This window comes from Pseudomonas sp. VMV1, assembly GCF_056790235.1.
The window spans coordinates 161,337-179,655 of sequence record NZ_JBXGSE010000005.1 but is presented as its reverse complement, the minus strand read 5'-3'; the positions used below and the strand labels follow the sequence as shown (position 1 = coordinate 179,655).

Below are 18,319 nucleotides of genomic sequence, written 5' to 3'. Positions count from 1 at the left end.
GTCGATACCCGCGACAAAAGCGCTGGATGACCGCTGCGGTGCGGGTCGCGGCTCAGTTGAGGAACAGCGTCAGTGTCTGACCAGGCGTCAGGGCCGACGCGATGCGCGGATTCCAATCCTGCAGGGCCTGCACGCCGATGTTGTAGCGCTTGGCGATCTGGTACAGCGAATCACCGGCCTTGACCCGGTAGTAGGTCGGGGCAGCCTTGGCGGTCTTGGTCGTCTTGGCTGCCGCCTTGGCGGTCTTGACGGTATAGGACGCCGGCATCGCCACGGCCGTGGCAGTGCTGCTGCCAGTGCCATGCAGCTTCAAGGTTTCACCGACCTTGAGACCACGCTTGCCCAGGTCGTTCCAGCGCTTGAGATCGCCCAGTTCCACCTCGTTGGCGCGGGCGATGGACCAGAGGCTGTCGCCGGTCCGCACCTTGTAGGTCCGTACCACGGGCTCTTCGGCCACGGCGATGGTTTCGAGAGGGGTAGTGGTCTTGCCGGTCTCGCGACGCGGAATCATCAATTCCCGGCCAGCGGACAGGCGGCTGCTGCTACTGAGTTTGTTGAGTGCTACGAGTTGCTCGACGCTCACGCGATTGCGCTTGGCGATGCTGCGCACGGTATCGCCCTTACGTATCCGGTATTCCTGCCAGCGCACCACGGCTTCGGGGGCGATATTGGGCAGGGTCGCGACCAGACGCTTGGCCTTTTCCGCCGGCACCAGCAGATGCTTGGGGCCGTCCATGGTCACGCGCTGGGTGTAGGCGGGATTGAGGCGATAGAGTTCGTTGGCATCCAGGTCGGCCAGCTCTGCGACCCGCGCCAGGTCCAGGTGCTGCTTGATGTCCACCACCTCGAAGTAGGGCTCGTCCGGAATGGATTCCAGGGCCAGGCCATAGGCGTCCGGATTGCGTACGATCTGGGAAACGGCGAGCAGCTTGGGCACGTAATCCTGGGTTTCTGCCGGTAGTGAGGACAGATTCCAGTAATCGGTGGGTAGGCCGAGCGACTGGTTGCGCTCGATGGCGCGGCTCACCGTTCCCTCGCCAGCATTGTAGGCGGCCAGGGCCAGCAGCCAGTCGCCACCGAACATGTCGTGCAGCTTGGTCAGATAGTCCAGCGCGGCATTGGTGGAGGCGGTGATGTCGCGGCGACCGTCGTAGAAGCGGGTCTGGCGCAGGTTGAAGTACTTGCCCGTGGTCGGGATGAATTGCCAGAGACCGGAGGCAGCGCTACGCGAGAGGGCATTGGGATTGAAGGAGCTTTCCACCACCGGGAGCAGGGCCAGTTCCAGCGGCATGTTGCGCTCTTTGAGGCGCTCGACGATGTAGTGCAGATAGGGGGCGCCGCGGCTGCAGGATTGGGCGAGCGCCGCCTCGTGGCTCGCGTACCAGAGTCGCTGGCGTTCGATGCGTGGGTTGGTCCCGTTGTCGCCCGCGCCCTGTAGTTGATAGCCGTCCCTCACTCTGTCCCAGATATCGCCGCTGGTGGCCGCCGCCGCCGGGGCTTTGCGCAACCACTCGGGAGGCCGCTGCATCTTGTTGGGCGTCATTTCCAGATCGGCCTGGTAGGGCTGATCCGCCGACTGCGGGGTGCTCTGGCAACCTGCGAGGAAGACGGCAAGGCATAGCGCCGAGACTTTGAAAGAGGTGGCCAGCACGTCTATTTCGCGGGTTTTCGGCGTCGCTGGCGGCATTGGTCTGGGCTTTCCGGGAACTGGAGGATGGGCGATTCTAGGAACCGCATCCCGGGGGGTCAAGGAACAACCCGTCAGCCTGTGACCTGTACGACGACCGAAAACCCGCTGTTCCAGCGCTGCCAGAGGGGCCGATCAATGAGTGTCAGAACGTGTCCTTCCAGGCTCGCAGGGCCGCGAAAAAGGTATCCTCCGAGGCATCCGCGGCCACCTCGCGCTGCTCTTGCAAACGTTGCCGAACGCTGCGCTCGGTCGTCCGCAGGAAGGGATTGATGTGGCGTTCACGACCTAGTGTAGAGGGTAGGGTGGGGCGTTGGGCGTCACGTAGACGCTCGGTCTCGGCCAGGGCTTCCTGGACGGCGGGGCTATCCGGTTCCACGGCCTGGGCGAAGCGCAGGTTGCTCAGGGTGTATTCGTGGCCGCAGTAGATCTCGGTGGCGTCCGGCAGGCTGGCCAGTCGGCGTAGGGAGGCCAGCATCTGGCTAGGCGTCCCCTCGAAGAGGCGACCGCAGCCTGCGGAAAAGAGGGTGTCGCCGCTGAACAGCAGCGGTCGCTCGCCGGCGAGATAGAAGGCGATATGGCCGGCGGTATGTCCAGGGACTCGCAGGACTTCGAAGGTAGCGCCCAGGACTTCCAGACGATCGTTGTCCGCCAACGGCAGGTCGACCTCGGCGATACGCTCGTCGGCTGGCGCCGCCACTCGGGCACCGCAGCGCTGCTTGAGTGCGGCGATACCGCCGGTGTGGTCGTTGTGGTGATGGGTGATGAGGATGTCGGTCAGCCGCCAGTCGGGGTGGTCATCGAGCCAGGTCAGCACCGGTGCGGCGTCGCCGGGATCGACCACGACCGCCTGTCTCTTCTCGATGTCGGTGATCAGCCAGATGTAGTTGTCGTTGAAAGCGCGCAGCGGAAGGATGTCGAACATGAGGTTACTCTCTGATCGCTAGGGTAGCAGTCGGTAGCACGGTAACAGCAGAGGCTTCAGTATCAGAGGACCAGACGATGCACGATGAATTCTCCGCCCAGGTCGATCCGCGCTGGCTGAAGCTGATGAGCTCGGCCCGGGAGTGGTTGTCAGGGCCCCTGGGGCAGTTGCTGCTCGAACAGGAGCGGCTGCTGATCGATGAAGAGCTCAAGCGGCATTTCGGCAGCTACCTGGTCCACTATGGCCCTCATCCCGAGTCGCCCGCCAACTGTGGCCAACTCCGGCATCGTGTTCGTATCGGTCCGCCGCTTGGCGATGTCGATATCGTTTGCGAGGAGGGGGCCTGGCCCCTGGGCGAACACGCGGCGGATGTCGTGCTGCTGCAGCATGGTCTGGATTTCTCCCTGGCCCCCCATCGACTGCTACGTGAGGCGGCGCTCAGTGTCAGGCCCGGCGGGCATCTGGTGGTGGTCGGGATCAATCCCTGGAGTCTATGGGGGGTGCGTCATTACCTGGCCCGCGATGCGCTGCGCAAGGCGCGCTGTTTCGGTGCTCATCGGGTCGCGGACTGGCTGTCGGTGCTGGGGTTCGCGCTGGAGAAACGGCGCTTCGGGTGTTATCGTCCGCCGCTTTCATCCCCCAAGTGGCAACAGCGTCTGGCCTGGATGGAGCAAGGCGAAGCCGAACCCAACCGCGAACAGGCGGCGGGTGCGGGCTTCTATCTGCTATCGGCGCGCAAGCTGATGTTTGGCATGCGCCCCGCACCCCAGGCGCGCAGGGAACCGCGCGGCAAGCTGCTGCCCATGCCGGTGGCCAAGATCAGCCGGCGCGAATCGAGTGAATCCAATGAGTGACGACATCGTCGAGGTCTTTACCGACGGCGCCTGCAAGGGTAATCCCGGGCCGGGTGGCTGGGGTGCCTTGCTGAAATTCAAGGGTGCGGAGCGCGAGCTCTGGGGCGGAGAAGCCAACACCACCAACAATCGCATGGAATTGATGGCGGCCATCCAGGCCCTGGCAGCGCTCAAGCGCCCCTGCCAGATCCGCCTGACCACTGATTCCGAGTACGTAATGAAGGGCATCACCCAGTGGCTGGTTAACTGGAAGAAGCGCGGCTGGCAGACCGCTGCGAAGCAGCCGGTGAAAAATGCCGAGTTGTGGCAAGCCCTGGATGCCCAGGTCCAGCGCCACCAGGTCGAGTGGCGCTGGGTGCGCGGCCATACCGGTCACCCGGAGAACGAGCGGGCCGACCAGTTGGCCAATCGAGGCGTGGACGAAGTCAGACAGGCCAGGCAGGCCGCCAAGGTCTAGCAGGGCGAGAGGTAGCGATGAGATACGTAGTGCTGGATACCGAAACCACCGGCATGCCGGTGACCGATGGGCATAGGGTCATCGAGATCGGGGGAGTGGAAGTCATCGGCCGGCGTCTGACCGGGCGGCATTTCCATGTCTATCTCAATCCGGATCGACAGATCGACGAGGGTGCCATCGCGGTCCACGGCATCACCGACGAGTTCGTCGCCGACAAGCCACGCTTCGCCGAGATTGCCGACAGCTTCTTCGAATTCATCGAAGGCGCGGAACTGGTCATCCATAACGCGCCCTTCGACGTGGGCTTCATCAATATGGAGTTCGCGCGCCTGGGAGTTCACCCCGAGCGGGCCGATATCACCCAGCATTGCTCGGTGCTCGATACCCTGGTCATGGCGCGCGGTCGCCATCCCGGTCAGCGCAACAGCCTGGACGCCCTCTGCAAGCGCTATGGCGTAGACAATTCCAACCGCGAACTGCACGGCGCGCTGCTCGACGCCGAGATTCTCGCCGACGTCTACCTGGCCATGACTGGTGGCCAGACCAGCCTGTCGTTGGCCGCGCATGGGCAGGAGGGCAATGGCGATGGCAACTACGTCATGCCGATCAAGCGCCTACCGGCCGATCGCCAGCGGACTCGGGTCATCAGCGCCACCGCGGAGGATCTCGACGCCCATGCCGCCCGTATGGCGGCGATCGAAAAAAGCTGTGGCAGGGTACCGCTCTGGCTATCCGCGCCTGGCGCCGAGTGATGGCTCCTCTGAACGGCTGACCGCCTGGCCTATCATTGGTCAGGCGTTAGCGTTCGTCTGAATAAGCTGAAAGACTTCACAATTTTCAGCTACCGTTCAACAAAGATGCTGCAGGCTAAGCAATTGAGCCCGCATGAAGCATCATATTTCGAGTCTCGCGGAACTTTCTTCGTTCCTTTGATTCATAAAACGATTCGGAATAATCGCTTCGCTGTTGTGGATTTACAGGTCTGGTGTTTCGGAGCAGTGATCCCGGCAACCATGCATGGGATGATTAGCGTGGCTCGGTCAGGAAGACGCGGGCACCTAGGCTTCATCGGAAACAGCAAATCTTTCTTCCCGTTTTAGAGTGGCGTTTGCGAGGTTGTATTGGCGCAGGAGGCGTAAGGCACCATGGTGACCGGAGTGAGAGCTTTGAGCTTGGTCCGCGAACAGCTGTTCGCGACCATCGAGGAAGCTGAGTCTCATCTTGAACGTTTCATTGTCGAGCGGCACTGCAGCAGTCTGTTGCAGCGCGCGGTCGAGAGTATCGGCCAGATTCGAGGCGCCTTGACGCTCATCGAACTGGCGGGTGCCCAACTGCTCGCCCACGAAACGCTGCAGATCGCCAATGACATCCCCGCCGGCGCTGGTCCCGAACACGACGAACACCTGATGTCGATCTGTCGGGGGCTGCATGTACTGCGCCGGTACCTGGAACAGTTGCGCAGCGGCCAGGACGAGATGCCCGAACTGCTGCTGCCCGCGATCAACGCCCTGCGCCTTGCCGGGGGCGAGCCCGAGCTTTCGGAAAGCTATTTTTTCAGCGTTCGTCTCGATCAGCGCCCGCTGATCAGCGAGACCACCCGACTCGGCATGCGTGAACGCCAGGCCCAGGCTCGCCGGATGCGGCAGATGTACCAGATCGGCCTGCTGGGATTCCTTCGTGACGTCAATGCCGTGGCCAGTCTCAGACTCATGGCGCGCGCCCTGGAACGATCCGCTGCACTGCTGCACGATCATGTTGGCGGCTATCTGCCCTGGGTCGCGGCCGCCACGGTCGAGGGGTTCGCCCAAGGTCGCCTGACCGCCACCCGCGAACGCAAGCAGCTGTTCGCCCGTGTCGACCGCGAGTTGCGCCAGATGCTGGGCAATGATCTGCATGAGCCTGCGCGCAGCACCCTCAAGGAACTTCTCTACCTGCTGGCGCTGGCAGGGGCCGATAGCGCCCACCAGCAGGAAGTCATGAACGCCTACAGCATAGAGCGTCTCGGTTTCACCGATAGCCAGCTCGAAGCGGGCAAGAAGCGTCTGGCCGGTCCCGGTCATGCGGTCATGCATTCGCTGTCCGCAGCCATTCGCGAAGAGCTGGAGACGGTCAAGGACCTGATCGATCTCATCGAGAGCGAGGTGCGCAACGCCGCCGCGCAGCATCGTGCGCCGCTGTCCGACAATGTCTCCCGGCTGTATGTCCAGGTCGGCCTGCTTGGCAAGACGCTGGAGATGGTTGGCCAGGAGAATGCCGGGCAGGTGTTGCAGCAGTGCCTGCCGAGCATCTCCCAGCTCCGGGAAAAGACCTTCGTACTCGAAGATCTCAGCCCCCTGGCCGACGCCTTGCTGCTCGTGGAAAGCCTGGTGGCTCATCCCGAAGGGCAGGGTTCCCTGATCGACGTTCCCCTGGAAGCCGACGATGTCCAGGTCAGTGTCGCCCACTATCAGCTCGGCGAAGCCCAGGCGTTGCTGCACCGTGAAGCCTACAAGGGCCTGACAGATGCCAAGCGCGCGATCGGCGCCTTCCTCGACTCCCGTGGCGATGCTCTGCACCTGGCCACGGTCCCCGCGCTGCTCGATACCGTACGGGGGGCGTTGTTCTTCCTGGGCAATCCACGTGCCGCTGAACTGGTACGGGCCTGTACCGGCTATATCCAGCGCTGCCTGATCGAAGGCGGCCAGGCCTGTGAGCCGGCCACCCTGGAAGTATTGGCCGACGCTCTCAGCAGCATCGAGTTCTTTGTCGAGAGTGGCGGTACCGAGGGCCAGGACGGTACGCCGGAAATCCTCGACATCGCGGCACAGAGCATTCGCGCCCTGGGTTGGACCTCGGCTGCCGCATGATGGCCTGGCAGCCCGGTTGGTTCCAGACCGCCCAGCCCGCGACCGGCTGGGTGGTCGTCCATAGCGGTCAGTCCTTTCTCTCCCAGGGCACGGACGTGCTCTTCGCCACGGACGATCCGCACGTCCAGGGCCTTGCTGGTGATCGTCATGGCTTGGGGCTCTGGCAGGATCAGCCCGTCACCTTGCTCGAACTGGATTCGCCACCGGACATCGAGGGCTGTGCCTGGCAGCCCCTGCGGCCCCTGATGCTGCAATCGCCCCATGCGCTGTTCAAGCTCCTGGGCTATGCCAATCAGATCGGTACCTGGGCACGCCAGCACCGCTTTTGCGGTCAGTGCGGCGCAGGCACCTTCGCGCTGGATGGGCAGCGTGGCTTGAAATGCCCGAATTGCCAGCTGACTCAGTATCCGCGGTTATCCCCGAGCATGATCGCCCTGATCACCCGGGGTGACGAGGTCCTGCTGGCACGATCGCCGCGCTTCGCGCCAGGGGTCTTCAGTACCCTGGCGGGTTTCGTCGAGCCGGGGGAGTCCGCGGAAGCCTGCGTGCACCGGGAGATCATGGAAGAGGTGGGTGTCACGGTAGGCAACCTGCGCTACCAAGGTAGTCAGAACTGGCCCTATCCGCACTCGCTGATGCTGGGGTACCACGTCGATTACCTGGATGGTGATATCCGCTGCCAGCCGGAAGAGATCGAAGATGCCCGCTGGTTCCACCTGAACGAGCTGCCGACGCTACCGCCGCCGTTCTCAATCTCCCGCTATCTGATCGATCTCTATCGGGTCGAACGCCTAGGCGGGACCAAACCAGTGCTGCCAGATTAGCTTGACGGTCAGCGCCAGCACCACGCAGATGAATACCGGGCGAATGAACTTGGCACCGCCAGCGATGGCGCTGCGTGCGCCCAGATAGGCACCCAGGGTCAGCGATAATCCCATGGTCAGCCCCAGTACCCAGATCACCTGACCGAGAGCGATGAACATCACCAGCGCCACGCCGTTGCTGACGAAATTCATGGTGCGTGCCACGCCGCTGGCCTTGAGTAGATCCAGGGGATACAGCAACAGGCTGCTGACGGTCCAGAAGGCGCCGGTCCCGGGACCGAACATGCCATCGTATGCCCCGAGCGTCAGGCCCTGGGGCCACTGCCGCCGTTGCGGCACGGGCGCATCGCTCAGCACTGGCGCCTTGGGCGTGCCGCCAAACAGCAGATAGAGCGCGCAGCTGAAAACCACCACCGGCAGCAGCTGATTGAGGAATTCCGCGGACAAATGGTGAGCCACCAACGCTCCGATGCCCGCGCCCACTGCGGTTGCCACCAGCGCATGTCGCCACTGGCGGGGCTGGAACAGCTTGCGGCGATAGAAGGTATAGGCGGCGGTGGCGCTGCCAAAGGTGGAGCTGAGCTTGTTGGTGCCGATGGCCAGATGGGGCGGGATGCCTGCCATCAGCAGCGCAGGAACCGTAAGCAAACCTCCACCGCCGGCGATGGCATCGATGTAACCAGCCAGGAAGGCGACCCCGGCAAGCAGCGTCAGGGTCATGGGGTCCAGGGCGAATTCGAACATGGGAGCGGGCGCCAGGTGGAACGGGGGCGCCATCATGCATCAGACGGGCGCCGCTCACCACCTGTCTGCCCGCTCGATCAATCCAAGTCCGGAAAGGGCAGGCCGACGTAGTTCTCCGCGAGGGTAGTGCGACCGGCTCTGGAGTCCAGCAGCGCACGCACCTCGGCATCCTGCACCCGCTGGGTGAAGGCATCGGTATCGGGAAAGCGATGCAGCGCCGTGGTCATCCACCAGGAAAAACGGACCGCGGCCCAGACGCGCTTGAGACAAAGTTCGGAGTAGCGCTCGAGAAAGCTGGCGTCGCCGTGGTGATAGGCCCGCTCCAGCAGCAGATGCAGATTGCGCACGTCGCCCAGGGCCAGGTTGAGTCCCTTGGCGCCGGTGGGCGGCACGATATGAGCCGCGTCGCCGACCAGGAACAGCCGGCCATACTGCATCGGTTCGACCACGTAGCTGCGGAGCGGGGCGATGCTCTTTTCCAGGGAGGGTCCGGTCACCAGTTGAGCGGCCGTCTCGGCGGGAAGCCGTGCCTTGAGTTCTGTCCAGAAGCGCTCGTCCGACCAGTTCTCCACCGAATCGCTGGCATCCACCTGCAGATAATAGCGACTGCGCGTTGCGGATCTCATGCTGCAGAGGGCAAAGCCGCGGGGATGATTGACGTAGATGAGTTCCTCGCTGGCCGGCGGGGTATCGCTCAGCAGCCCCAGCCAGCCGAAGGGGTAGACCCGCTCGTACTCGGTGAGCACACCTTCTGGAATGGTGCGGCGCGAGACGCCGTGGAAGCCGTCGCAGCCGGCGATGTAGTCGCAGTCGATCCTCAGGGCGTCGCCCGCGACCTGGCAGGTAACAGAGGGCCGTTGACCCTTGACCTCGTGGAGTTGAACCTCGCTGGCCTGGTAGAGGGTAGGAGCGCCGCTGGCCACCCGGGCGGCCATCAGGTCACGGGTCACCTCCGTCTGGCCATAGACGGTGACGCAGCGACCGCCGAGCAGATCGTTTAGGTCCAGTCGCTCGCGCTGGCCATGGATGGCGAATTCCACCCCCTCATGCACCTGCCCCTCCTGTTCCAGCCGTTCGCTGACACCTGCCTGGCGCAGCAGATCCACCGTACCCTGCTCGAGTACCCCGGCGCGGATGCGGCTGAGGACATGGTCCGCGGTCTGGCGCTCGACGATGACGTTATCGATCCCGGAGCGGGTGAGCAGCTGGCCGAGCAGCAGGCCCGATGGGCCGGCGCCGATGATGACGACTTGGGTATGCATGAAGCAGGTCCTCTTATCTGGCGTAATCGCCGTCTTCTTGTATGACTCCGGTATTTTTGAACGATTTTTTCGAGTATCGACAGGCGGTTCGTGCTGACTTTCTGGTACTTTCCAATGATTCGTGCGGCTATCGCCCAGGGGCTGACGGTGAACGACGCCTATCCACCCATTTTCAAGCTGTACGGCGAGGCTCAGGCCTGGCCGGCACCGGATCTGCTGCACTGCGAGACGATCGAGAGTCGAAGTCGGCTGCATGGCTGGTGCATCGAGAGCCATAGGCACGCGGATCTGGCCCAGTTGCTCTATGTACGCCGGGGCAGGGTGCGATTGCAGCTGGAGGATTGGCACGGCGAGCTGTCCGGGCCCTTGCTGGTGGTGCTACCCCTGCTGTGCGTGCACGCCTTCGCCTTCGATCCAGCGGTCGAAGGATTCGTGATCACCTTGCCGGTCCCGCAGCTGGAGCGCCTGAAGCAACGCTGCCAGAGAGCCGGACAGGGCCTGTTCGTCAAGGCAGAGCGCCTGGTGCTGGCCAAGGCCGACGCCCTGTGGATCGACCAGCTCGTCGGTCAGCTCGTCGCGGAATACGAAGGGCGCCGGCCTGGACGCGAAGTGCTGCTCGAAGCCCTGCTCGACAGCCTGGCGATCTGGCTCATTCGGCAACATCGACATGAGCAGGAGGTGGCCTTGCCACGCCGCGCCGAACAGCACCTGGGTCGCTTCCTGGCGCTGGTGGAGCAGCATTATCGCGAGCAGTGGAGTCTCGGCCGCTATGCGGCGGCGCTCGGTATCTCGGGCGTGCATCTGAACAGTCTGTGCCGGCAGCTGGCGGGTGCCTCGGCCCTGGCCATCGTGCACCAGCGCCTGTTGCTGGAAGCACGGCGCAGGCTGACCTATACCCAGGCATCGGTAGCGGAGGTAGCCGATCTGCTCGGCTTCGCCGACCCGGCCTATTTCTCGCGCTTCTTTCGCCGCGGCACCGGGCAGAGTCCGCTCAGCTATCGACGTCTTGCGGGCGAGGAATTGCGGCGCTGAGGCCGTCGCTGTCCGCGGCCAGGGTTTCGCCGACGCGAAGCGCCAGGGCATCCAGGTTGAAGGGCTTGGTGATCAGGGTCATGCCCGGGTCGAGATAGCCTTCCAGATGAGCGCCCTCGGCATACCCGGTGGCGAAGAGCACCCTGAGCCCGGGGCGGCGCTGGCGTGCGATCTCGGCCAACTGGCGCCCGTTCATGCCGGGCAGGCCGACATCGGAGAGCAAGAGGTCGATCGGACGCTGGCTTTCCAGCAGGGGCAGGGCGGCGCGGGCATCCTCGGCCTGCAGGGTGGCGTAGCCCAGTTCCCGTAGCAGATCCACGACCATCTGCCGCACGACGGGCTCGTCCTCCACCACCAGAACGGTCTTGCCGGCGCCGCTGGGGGTAGGGGCAGGGATGGCCACCTGGGGTGGCTCGACGTCGGCCCCCAGGTAGCGGGGCAGATACAGGCCTACGATCGTGCCCTTGCCGGGTACGGAATCAAGACGGACGTGCCCTTTGGACTGCTTGGCATAGCCGTAGATCATGGACAGGCCCAGGCCGGTGCCCTGGCCGATGGGTTTGGTGGTGAAGAAGGGATCGAAGGCGCGCGCCACGACCTCGGGCGGCATCCCGGTGCCGTCGTCGGTGACCAGCAGCGCCACGTAGTCACCGGCACTCACCGCATCCAGGCCATTGCCACTCTCGGCAAGGTAGACATTACGCGTTTCGATGCGGATGGTCCCGCCGTGGGGCAGGGCATCGCGAGCGTTGATGACCAGGTTGAGCAGGGCGCTCTCCAGCTGGTGCCCGTCCGTCAAGGCCTGCCAGAGATCCTCGTTCAGATCGAGCACCAGGACGATATCACCGCGCAGACTGCGCAGCAGCAGCTCCTCCATGGACCTGACGCTATCGTTCACGTGAATGGGCTGCAGATCGAGCGCCTGGCGCCGGGAGAAGGCGAGCAGGCGCTGGGTGAGAGCTGCCGCGCGCTGGGCGGAGCTCAACGCCGAGTGTAGGTATTGATCGAACTTGTCCTGGCGCCCGGCCTTGTGGTGGCGCTGCAGCATGTCGATGCTGCCCATGATGCCGGTCAACAGGTTGTTGAAATCATGGGCGATACCGCCGGTGAGCTGACCGACCGCTTCCATCTTTTGCGCCTGGCGCAGCTGCTCCTGCAGTTCCTGCTGCTCGGTGACATCCCGGCCCACGGCATAGATGAGGTCATCCTCGGCTGTGGCCGTCCAGTCGAGCACCCGGTAACTGCCGTCGCGCCCTCGCAGCCGTGCCCTCAGGCTCGCGGAGCCCTGCTGGCGCCCCAGGCAGCTCAGGGTATCGAACACCTGGCGCTGATCGTCGGGGTGAATCAATTCGGCCAACTGAACGCTGGCCAGGTCCGTCTCGCGTCGTCCCAATAGACGAGTGGCCGCGCTGTTGACGGTCTTCACCTCGCCGTCGGCCCGGCAGATCACCATGAGATCGTGGCTGATGCGCCACATCCGGTCGCGCTCGCGGGTCCGCAGTTCGATCTGGTGTTCGAGCTCCTTGCGCGAGCGGGTCAGGACCTCCCGCGCATCGACGATGCTCTGGATATCGGTGCAGGTGCCGAACCATTGCTCGATGCGGCCCTTGGCGTCACGTACGGGTTGCGCCCGGCCAAGTACCCAGCGGTAGCGACCCGAACGATGCCGCAGGCGGTATTCGATGTGGTAGGGCTCGCCCGTGCTGAGGCTGTGGTGCCACACCTTCCAGGTGCGCTCCTGGTCATCGGGATGGAAGACGTTGGCCCAGCCTTCGCCTTCCGTGGAGCCTTCGGGCACCCCGGTGAATTCATACCAGCGATCGTTGAAGTAGAAGTGATGGCCATCGGGCCGGGTGGCCCACACCATCTGGTCGATGGAGTTGATGATGGCGCGCAGCTGCGCCTCGTTGCGGGCCAGTTCCTGGGCTTGGCGGCGGTGGCCGCTGATGTCGATGAATAGCACCGCGAAGCGATCGCCCGGCAGCTTGTGGGCGCGTACTTCGTACCAGTGCTCGTGTTGCAGATGCAACAGGATGTCGAACTGGGTGAACTCGGCGTCGGAGTTCATGAAATCGATGTAGGCGGGCAGCAGATCGGCTTCCAGTTGCGGCAGCGACTGGCGCAGCGTCCTGCCCAGTACCTGGTCCAGCGGGATGCCGGTCAGGGTGGCGAAGATCGGATTGACCTCCAGGAAGCGGAAGTCTTCCATGAGGCCATTGGCATCCCGGATCGCCTGGGCGGTATAGAACCCCTCGCGCATGCCGTGGTAAAGCTCCTGCAGCCAGACATCCCGTTCGGTAATGGCCGCCTCATCGCGCTTGCGCTCGGTGATGTCGTAGCAGACGCCCAGGTAGCGCCCACCGCCCTGACTGTTCATCAACTGGCCACGGCGGCCCAGCCAGCGTTCCTCACCGGTATCGGCCCGACGAATACGGTATTCGAGATAGTCGAGGGCGTCGTCAGCGGGCGTCGCGGTCAGGGTACGCAGACTGCCGATGTCATTGGGATGCAACTGCCTGATCAACTCATCCAGGCCATAGCTGCGTCGCTCCGGCAGCCCCCACAGCTGGCAGAAGCCGGAAGACACGAGCAGGCGGGCTTCATCCGGCAGCAACTCGAAGGTGCCGACGCGCCCGACCTCCTGGGCCAGGCGCACGCGCTCCTCGGACACCAGCTGATCGGTTCGATCCTGCAGGACATGGGCGAAGCCGAGTACCGCGTCAGCGCTTCTCAGTGCCGTCGTGGCGACTTCCACCCAACGGGAGGCGCTGCCCTGAACGGCGATCCAGCCTGCACCGCGACCGTGGTCATCGACCAGCGACTGATGCTGGGCGGTCGCCAGGAAGGCGCTGTCCTGGCCAGCCGTCAGCAGTTCGAGCAGGAGCTGCCCCTGTGCCTGCGCAGCTGGCCAGCCGCACAGGAGCTCCGCTCCCCGGTTCCAACGCTCGATACGCCCATCGCGGTCGGTGATGACCAGGGCATGGGACGTCAGCTGCAAGAGTGCCTGCTGTTCGAGCGAAGTGATCGACATGCTGGGGTTCCGTTCAGCGAGCGCGCAATGCGGGTTATTAGGCTTCGATACCCTCGCTCAGCTGGACGTTCAGACTGCGTAGGGCATTCCAGTACTCAGGATAGGTCTTGCCCACGCATTCGGGATCCAGAATACGAATGCCCGCCACCTTGAGTCCGGCCAGGGCGAAGCACATGGCGATGCGGTGGTCGGCGTGGGTTTCGATCACGGCCTCGACCTGGCTGCCGGCCAAGGTGGGATCCGCGGCTACCAGCAAGTCATTACCTTCCACCTGGGCGAGACCGGGACGGATGGCGTTCAGGCCATCGTGCAGCGCGGCCACGCGATCGCACTCCTTGACGCGCAGGTTGGCCAGGCCCACGAAACGCACCGGGGTTTCGTTGAAAGCTGCTAGTACTGCCAGGGTAGGGATGGCGTCCTGCATCTGCGAACCGTCGATGACCGCTGGCAGCCGCGGGAAGGCCGCGATGTACTCGCGGGCCTTGGCGTCTGGCTGGGTAAAGGCAGCGTCGGCCACGCCCAGGTCGATGGTGCCACCGGTCAAGGCCTGCGCCGCCCATAGATAGGTAGCGGCAGAGGCGTCCGGCTCGATGAAATAATCCCGGGCGACGTAGCCGGTCGGTGCCACCCGCCAGGTCGCGGCGTTCAGTTGCTCGACCTCGGCACCAAAGGCGTGCATGGCCGCCACGGTGAGATCGATGTAGCCACGGGCGCCGATATCGCTGCCGAGCAGGGCAACCTCCACGGGCGCTTCACCCAGCGCTGCCAGCATCAGCAGCGCGGAGACGTATTGGCTGGAGAGGCCGGCATCCACCTCGAAGCGGCGCGCCGTGAGACGCCCTTGGCCAGTGACCGTCACGGGAGGGCAGCCCGTCGGGGCTGCCACCTGGATGCCGTTGGCACTCAAGGTGTCCAGCAGGGGCGCGAGAGGGCGCTTCTGCATGTAGGCGTCGCCCGTCAGGGTGACGGTGCCATCGATGGTGGCGACCGCCGCGGTCAGGAAGCGGACCGCGGTGCCAGCGTTACCCAGGAACAGGGGTTGCGTCGGCTGCTGCAGGCGCCCGCTACTGGTCACCACGAAGGTAGTGGCGTCCGGTTCATCGATGGTCACCCCCATCAATCGCAACGCCTCGGACATGTGCCGGGTATCGTCACTCTTGAGCGCGCCGGTCAGGCGGCTAGTGCCCTTGGCCAAGGCCGCCAGCAAGAGCGCCCGGTTGGTGATGGACTTGGAGCCGGGAGGGGCGATTCGTCCGTGCAGCGCGGATTTGGTAGGGGTGACAACGATGTAGGGTCTGGCGGACATGGGGGCTCCAAGCAACTTCGCGACAGCCATGGCGGCGGGCCGCAACAGGGGCGCCATGATGCCATTTCAGGGCATGCAACCCCAAGCATCTGATATTAATACCACCCCTATATGCAAACACCTATTATCCCTGAACCTTCCCTGTCACAAACAGGTAATCAAGGCAGGGTAGTGCTAGCAGCTTTCTACCAGAGGTTGCTGCCATGTCTCTTGTTCGTCCTGACCGTCGTCGTGTCCTGCAGGGACTAGGCGCTACGTTATTGCTACCTGCCTTCGGGGCTCGTACCTGGGCAGCGCCTGCAGGGCGACCAGCCATAACCGATGGGATTCAGGCCGGAGATGTCATGGACGGCCGTGCCCTCATCTGGAGTCGCACGGATCGGCCGGCACGGCTGCTGGTGGAGTGGGATACCCAGGCGAGCTTTCGCTCGGCGCACAAAGCGGCGGGGCCGGTCACCACGGCGGCCCAGGACTACACCGCCCGCGTCGATCTGGCGGGGCTGCCGGCTGATCAGCAGATCTTCTACCGCGTCCGCTTCGAGGATCTGGATACCGGTGCCCTCAGCGAGCCCATTGCCGGCCACCTACGTTCGGCACCCACTCAACGCCGCGATATTCGTTTCGTCTGGGGTGGCGACACCGTGGGGCAGGGCTTTGGCATCAACCCCGACATCGGCGGCATGCGTATCTATAGCGCCATGCGCGAGCGGCGTCCGGATTTCTTCCTGCACAGCGGCGACACCATCTATGCGGACGGCCCCGTACCAGCACAGCTGACGGTTGAAGAAGGGCGCATCTGGCGCAATATCACCACAGAAGCCAAGAGCAAGGTGGCGGAAACGCTGGACGAATTCCGCGGCAACTATCGCTATAACCTGATGGATACCCATCTGAAGCGATTCAATGCCGAAGTCCCGCAGGTGTGGCAATGGGACGATCACGAGACCACCAACAACTGGTCGCCAAGCAAGACGCTGGACGATCGCTACCAGGTCAAGGACATCAAGGTCCTGAGCGGTCGGGCACGTCAGGCGTTTCTGGAGTACGCGCCCATGCATGGCGTGTCGGCCGACGGGGCAGGGCGCATCTACCGCAAGATCGCCTACGGCCCGCTCTTGGACGTGTTCGTCCTGGATATGCGTAGCTATCGCGCGGGTAATGACAGCAACCTGGGCAGCGAGGAGGGCGGTCCTGGTGCTTTCCTAGGGGCTGAGCAACTGGAGTGGCTCAAGAAGGAGCTGCAAGGGTCCACCGCGACCTGGAAGATCATCGCCGCTGATATGCCCATCGGCCTGCAGGTCCCGGACGGCAAGGATGTGCAGGGTCAGGCGCGCTGGGAAGCCATCGCCAATGGCGATCCCGGTGCACCCAAGGGGCGGGAGCTGGAAATGGCTGACTTGCTCCGCTTCATCTCTCGCCAGAAGATCCGCAATACCGTCTGGCTGACCGCGGACGTGCATTACTGCGCCGCTCACCACTATCACCCCAACGGGGCTGCCTTCCAGGAATTCGAGCCTTTCTGGGAATTCGTGGCAGGACCGCTCAATGCGGGTAGCTTCGGCCCCAATCCACTGGATGCCACCTTCGGCCCCGAGGTCGTTTTCCAGAAAGCGCCGCCTCAGGCCAATACATCCCCCCTGGGAGGCTTTCAGTTCTTTGGCGAAGTGGAGATCGAGGGCGAATCCGCTGTTCTGACCGTCACCTTGCGTGATCAGGATGGACGCTCCCAATTCACCCAGCAGCTCCATCCCGTGCCAAGTAATACCACCCCTATATAAGCAATTTAGTTATCGAAACCCTACGCAGGGTAATCAAGGAAGAGGGTAAATTCGCGCAAATGCTACAATCTGGTAGTTATCAGGTTGGAGTCGGTTATGCACGAAGACATCAAGAGCGCGTTCGAAGATCTCAAGCGAAGTATCGAGACCTTCAATGAGCGGTGGCCCAGTAAAGTGATAGCCGCGCGGGCGTGGCGATTGCCCTTGCTGGCGCAGCAGCGTGTGCCTGACCACATCGCGGCGGAGTCTTTCGAGGGCGCCGCCGCCGTGGAACTCACCCGCGATGCCTTGCTGGCGTTCCATCTGCAACCGGGGCAGGCGCCGGGTACCGTCAGTCGTCTGCCAGGTTATATCGCCTTGGCCGAGCCCTTGATGGAAGAGATCCTGGCCATCAACACCTGCAAGGCTGCCTTTAGCGAGGCGATCGAGCAGACACGCCTGGAACTGGAACTGGCTCCTGAAGCGCGGCCGCGAATCATGCGCAAGGCCTTGGGTGGCGCTTTCAATACCAAGCAGCTGATCCGCAAGGTGCATGGCTTTCCCGACCCGGTGCGGCAGCTGACCTTTACCTGGGCCGGTCATACGGCGGGAGGAGAGCGGGTGAAGGTGGCCAAGGTACGGGAGCAGCTAAAGACCCTGGCCATGGCACGCGCCGACCGTGAGCGGATCGCCCTGGATCGCACGCCGGAATGGCAGGAACACCAGACGCTCAATCGCATGGCCGACGACGACATCCTGGTTCGGCACAAGAAAATCGCCCCGCATCCTCGGGCGATGCTTTGGTTCGGCGAGGAAAGCCGTTACGACGCCATGATCCACGCCAACCTGCCGGTCTTCGTGGTACCGGCCCAGGATGGCATGCAGGTCGTCGATCTGCGGGACTTCGACCGCACCCAGCGCGGGGCGCTGCGACCCGACATCAAGCCGCGTCGCGAAGTGCTGGCTACACGACTGTTGTACCTGCCGACCGATAATCCGGAGCGGCCATTGGCCCAGCGCAACAATGAAGCCACGCTCAAGCGATCGACCTACAGTCGCTGACCATTCCGGAAACCGATGGCGTTACCGGGCGGGTAGATGTCGTAACCAGATCCTTCATTTCCGAGTGAAAAGGTAACGAAATCCTATGGCCGGGCTAGCTTCGTTTTGGAGCTGAATTGATAAAAATCAGTAAATTCAGCAACTTACAAATGTTGGCACAGTGCCTGCTTTATTATTGGCACAAGAACAACAAGATGCGCCGCTAACAGCCCACAACAAAAACAAGATGGCCAAGGCTCGCGAACCGATCATTTTGGAACGCTCCAGAGCGACCAAAGTAATCTGTTCACTTCCCACCTCTGGTGGGGCGTACTAAAGATCGATGACGTTGACGTCCGACAACAAAAACAAGAGGACAGCAGACGTACTTGGATGAGGGAGCCCTAGGGCTCCCTTTTTTCATGCCTGCAAGAAAGCTTCGCGCCGATTTCAGTGGTGCTTACAGCGCACCGCAACCAGTCGGCTATGACTCCTATGGCGAAATCCCACGTTGCGCCTTTCAGAACAGTCCCTGGTCAAGGACCAGTGTCGC

Annotated in this window: 14 protein-coding genes; 8 read left to right on the top strand and 6 right to left on the bottom strand. The window is 63.3% G+C overall.

The features are described 5' to 3' along the window. Nucleotides 1–52 precede the first annotated feature (52 nt). Nucleotides 53–1,687: a lytic transglycosylase domain-containing protein gene (locus ACUCV0_RS17030; RefSeq protein ID WP_156428944.1), complete on the bottom strand. Its 1,635-nt coding sequence runs from the start codon at nucleotides 1,685–1,687 to the stop codon at nucleotides 53–55. A 145-nt stretch (nucleotides 1,688–1,832) separates the two neighbouring features. After that, the gene (gene gloB / locus ACUCV0_RS17025) at nucleotides 1,833–2,612 is read right to left on the bottom strand and encodes a hydroxyacylglutathione hydrolase (protein WP_482213227.1); all 780 of its coding nucleotides are present in this window, start codon (nucleotides 2,610–2,612) and stop codon (nucleotides 1,833–1,835) included. A gap of 77 nt (nucleotides 2,613–2,689) precedes the next feature. On the opposite strand from gloB, the gene ACUCV0_RS17020 reads away from it, so the two are divergent. The 5 genes from ACUCV0_RS17020 to nudC all read left to right on the top strand — a co-directional run bounded on the left by ACUCV0_RS17020 (nucleotide 2,690) and on the right by nudC (nucleotide 7,593). Then, complete coding sequence (locus ACUCV0_RS17020; protein ID WP_482213226.1) at nucleotides 2,690–3,466, top strand: methyltransferase domain-containing protein; 777 nt, start codon at nucleotides 2,690–2,692, stop codon at nucleotides 3,464–3,466. Beyond that, nucleotides 3,459–3,923 carry a ribonuclease HI gene (gene rnhA / locus ACUCV0_RS17015; RefSeq protein ID WP_271654839.1) on the top strand — a complete coding sequence of 155 codons (465 nt, stop codon included), beginning with the start codon at nucleotides 3,459–3,461 and terminating at the stop codon, nucleotides 3,921–3,923. Before ACUCV0_RS17020 ends, rnhA begins: the two co-directional genes overlap by 8 nt. A 17-nt stretch (nucleotides 3,924–3,940) precedes the next feature. Beyond that, complete coding sequence (gene dnaQ / locus ACUCV0_RS17010) at nucleotides 3,941–4,675, top strand: DNA polymerase III subunit epsilon (protein WP_482213225.1); 735 nt, start codon at nucleotides 3,941–3,943, stop codon at nucleotides 4,673–4,675. Between the two features lie 405 nt (nucleotides 4,676–5,080). Then, nucleotides 5,081–6,769, top strand: coding sequence for a FimL-related protein (locus ACUCV0_RS17005; RefSeq protein WP_482213224.1), 1,689 nt, complete (start codon nucleotides 5,081–5,083; stop codon nucleotides 6,767–6,769). Then, nucleotides 6,766–7,593: an NAD(+) diphosphatase gene (nudC, locus tag ACUCV0_RS17000; protein WP_482213223.1), complete on the top strand. Its 828-nt coding sequence runs from the start codon at nucleotides 6,766–6,768 to the stop codon at nucleotides 7,591–7,593. Before ACUCV0_RS17005 ends, nudC begins: the two co-directional genes overlap by 4 nt. Here the strand turns inward: nudC and ACUCV0_RS16995 are convergent. Both ACUCV0_RS16995 and pobA read right to left on the bottom strand, forming a co-directional pair. Beyond that, on the bottom strand, nucleotides 7,561–8,337 hold the full coding sequence (locus ACUCV0_RS16995) for a TSUP family transporter (RefSeq protein ID WP_271654835.1): 777 nt from the start codon (nucleotides 8,335–8,337) through the stop codon (nucleotides 7,561–7,563). The two genes, nudC and ACUCV0_RS16995, sit on opposite strands and share 33 nt — an antisense overlap. A 77-nt stretch (nucleotides 8,338–8,414) precedes the next feature. Next, the gene (pobA, locus tag ACUCV0_RS16990) at nucleotides 8,415–9,599 is read right to left on the bottom strand and encodes a 4-hydroxybenzoate 3-monooxygenase (RefSeq protein WP_482213222.1); all 1,185 of its coding nucleotides are present in this window, start codon (nucleotides 9,597–9,599) and stop codon (nucleotides 8,415–8,417) included. A 114-nt stretch (nucleotides 9,600–9,713) separates the two neighbouring features. Between pobA and ACUCV0_RS16985 the strand changes: the two genes are divergently transcribed. Then, nucleotides 9,714–10,631 (top strand): helix-turn-helix domain-containing protein, encoded by a 918-nt coding sequence (locus tag ACUCV0_RS16985; RefSeq protein ID WP_482213221.1) that lies wholly within the window; start codon nucleotides 9,714–9,716, stop codon nucleotides 10,629–10,631. On the opposite strand, the gene ACUCV0_RS16980 is transcribed toward ACUCV0_RS16985, so the two are convergent. Then, nucleotides 10,591–13,662, bottom strand: a complete 3,072-nt coding sequence (locus ACUCV0_RS16980; RefSeq protein WP_482213220.1) for a hybrid sensor histidine kinase/response regulator — start codon at nucleotides 13,660–13,662, stop codon at nucleotides 10,591–10,593. The genes ACUCV0_RS16985 and ACUCV0_RS16980 overlap by 41 nt on opposite strands. Before the next feature lie 37 nt (nucleotides 13,663–13,699). After that, on the bottom strand, nucleotides 13,700–14,968 hold the full coding sequence (locus ACUCV0_RS16975) for a 3-phosphoshikimate 1-carboxyvinyltransferase (RefSeq protein WP_482213219.1): 1,269 nt from the start codon (nucleotides 14,966–14,968) through the stop codon (nucleotides 13,700–13,702). A 203-nt stretch (nucleotides 14,969–15,171) separates the two neighbouring features. Here ACUCV0_RS16975 and ACUCV0_RS16970 point away from each other — a divergent pair, with 203 nt between their 5' ends. Both ACUCV0_RS16970 and ACUCV0_RS16965 read left to right on the top strand, forming a co-directional pair. Next, entirely contained in the window at nucleotides 15,172–16,746 is a 1,575-nt protein-coding gene (locus tag ACUCV0_RS16970; RefSeq protein WP_482213218.1) for an alkaline phosphatase D family protein, read from the top strand. Between the two features lie 96 nt (nucleotides 16,747–16,842). Next, on the top strand, nucleotides 16,843–17,787 hold the full coding sequence (locus tag ACUCV0_RS16965) for a DNA replication terminus site-binding protein (RefSeq protein ID WP_482213217.1): 945 nt from the start codon (nucleotides 16,843–16,845) through the stop codon (nucleotides 17,785–17,787). The last annotated feature ends 532 nt before the right edge of the window (nucleotides 17,788–18,319 follow it).

What these genes read in the sequence shown, in the direction of transcription:
- ACUCV0_RS17030 (WP_156428944.1), bottom strand. Translation starts at nt 1,687, where the DNA reads ATGCCGCCAGCGACGCCGAAAACCCGCGAAATAGACGTGCTGGCCACC.
- gloB (WP_482213227.1), bottom strand. Translation starts at nt 2,612, where the DNA reads ATGTTCGACATCCTTCCGCTGCGCGCTTTCAACGACAACTACATCTGG.
- ACUCV0_RS17020 (WP_482213226.1), top strand. Translation starts at nt 2,690, where the DNA reads ATGCACGATGAATTCTCCGCCCAGGTCGATCCGCGCTGGCTGAAGCTG.
- rnhA (WP_271654839.1), top strand. Translation starts at nt 3,459, where the DNA reads ATGAGTGACGACATCGTCGAGGTCTTTACCGACGGCGCCTGCAAGGGT.
- dnaQ (WP_482213225.1), top strand. Translation starts at nt 3,941, where the DNA reads ATGAGATACGTAGTGCTGGATACCGAAACCACCGGCATGCCGGTGACC.
- nudC (WP_482213223.1), top strand. Translation starts at nt 6,766, where the DNA reads ATGATGGCCTGGCAGCCCGGTTGGTTCCAGACCGCCCAGCCCGCGACC.
- ACUCV0_RS16995 (WP_271654835.1), bottom strand. Translation starts at nt 8,337, where the DNA reads ATGTTCGAATTCGCCCTGGACCCCATGACCCTGACGCTGCTTGCCGGG.
- pobA (WP_482213222.1), bottom strand. Translation starts at nt 9,599, where the DNA reads ATGCATACCCAAGTCGTCATCATCGGCGCCGGCCCATCGGGCCTGCTG.
- ACUCV0_RS16985 (WP_482213221.1), top strand. Translation starts at nt 9,714, where the DNA reads ATGATTCGTGCGGCTATCGCCCAGGGGCTGACGGTGAACGACGCCTAT.
- ACUCV0_RS16980 (WP_482213220.1), bottom strand. Translation starts at nt 13,662, where the DNA reads ATGTCGATCACTTCGCTCGAACAGCAGGCACTCTTGCAGCTGACGTCC.
- ACUCV0_RS16975 (WP_482213219.1), bottom strand. Translation starts at nt 14,968, where the DNA reads ATGTCCGCCAGACCCTACATCGTTGTCACCCCTACCAAATCCGCGCTG.
- ACUCV0_RS16970 (WP_482213218.1), top strand. Translation starts at nt 15,172, where the DNA reads ATGTCTCTTGTTCGTCCTGACCGTCGTCGTGTCCTGCAGGGACTAGGC.
- ACUCV0_RS16965 (WP_482213217.1), top strand. Translation starts at nt 16,843, where the DNA reads ATGCACGAAGACATCAAGAGCGCGTTCGAAGATCTCAAGCGAAGTATC.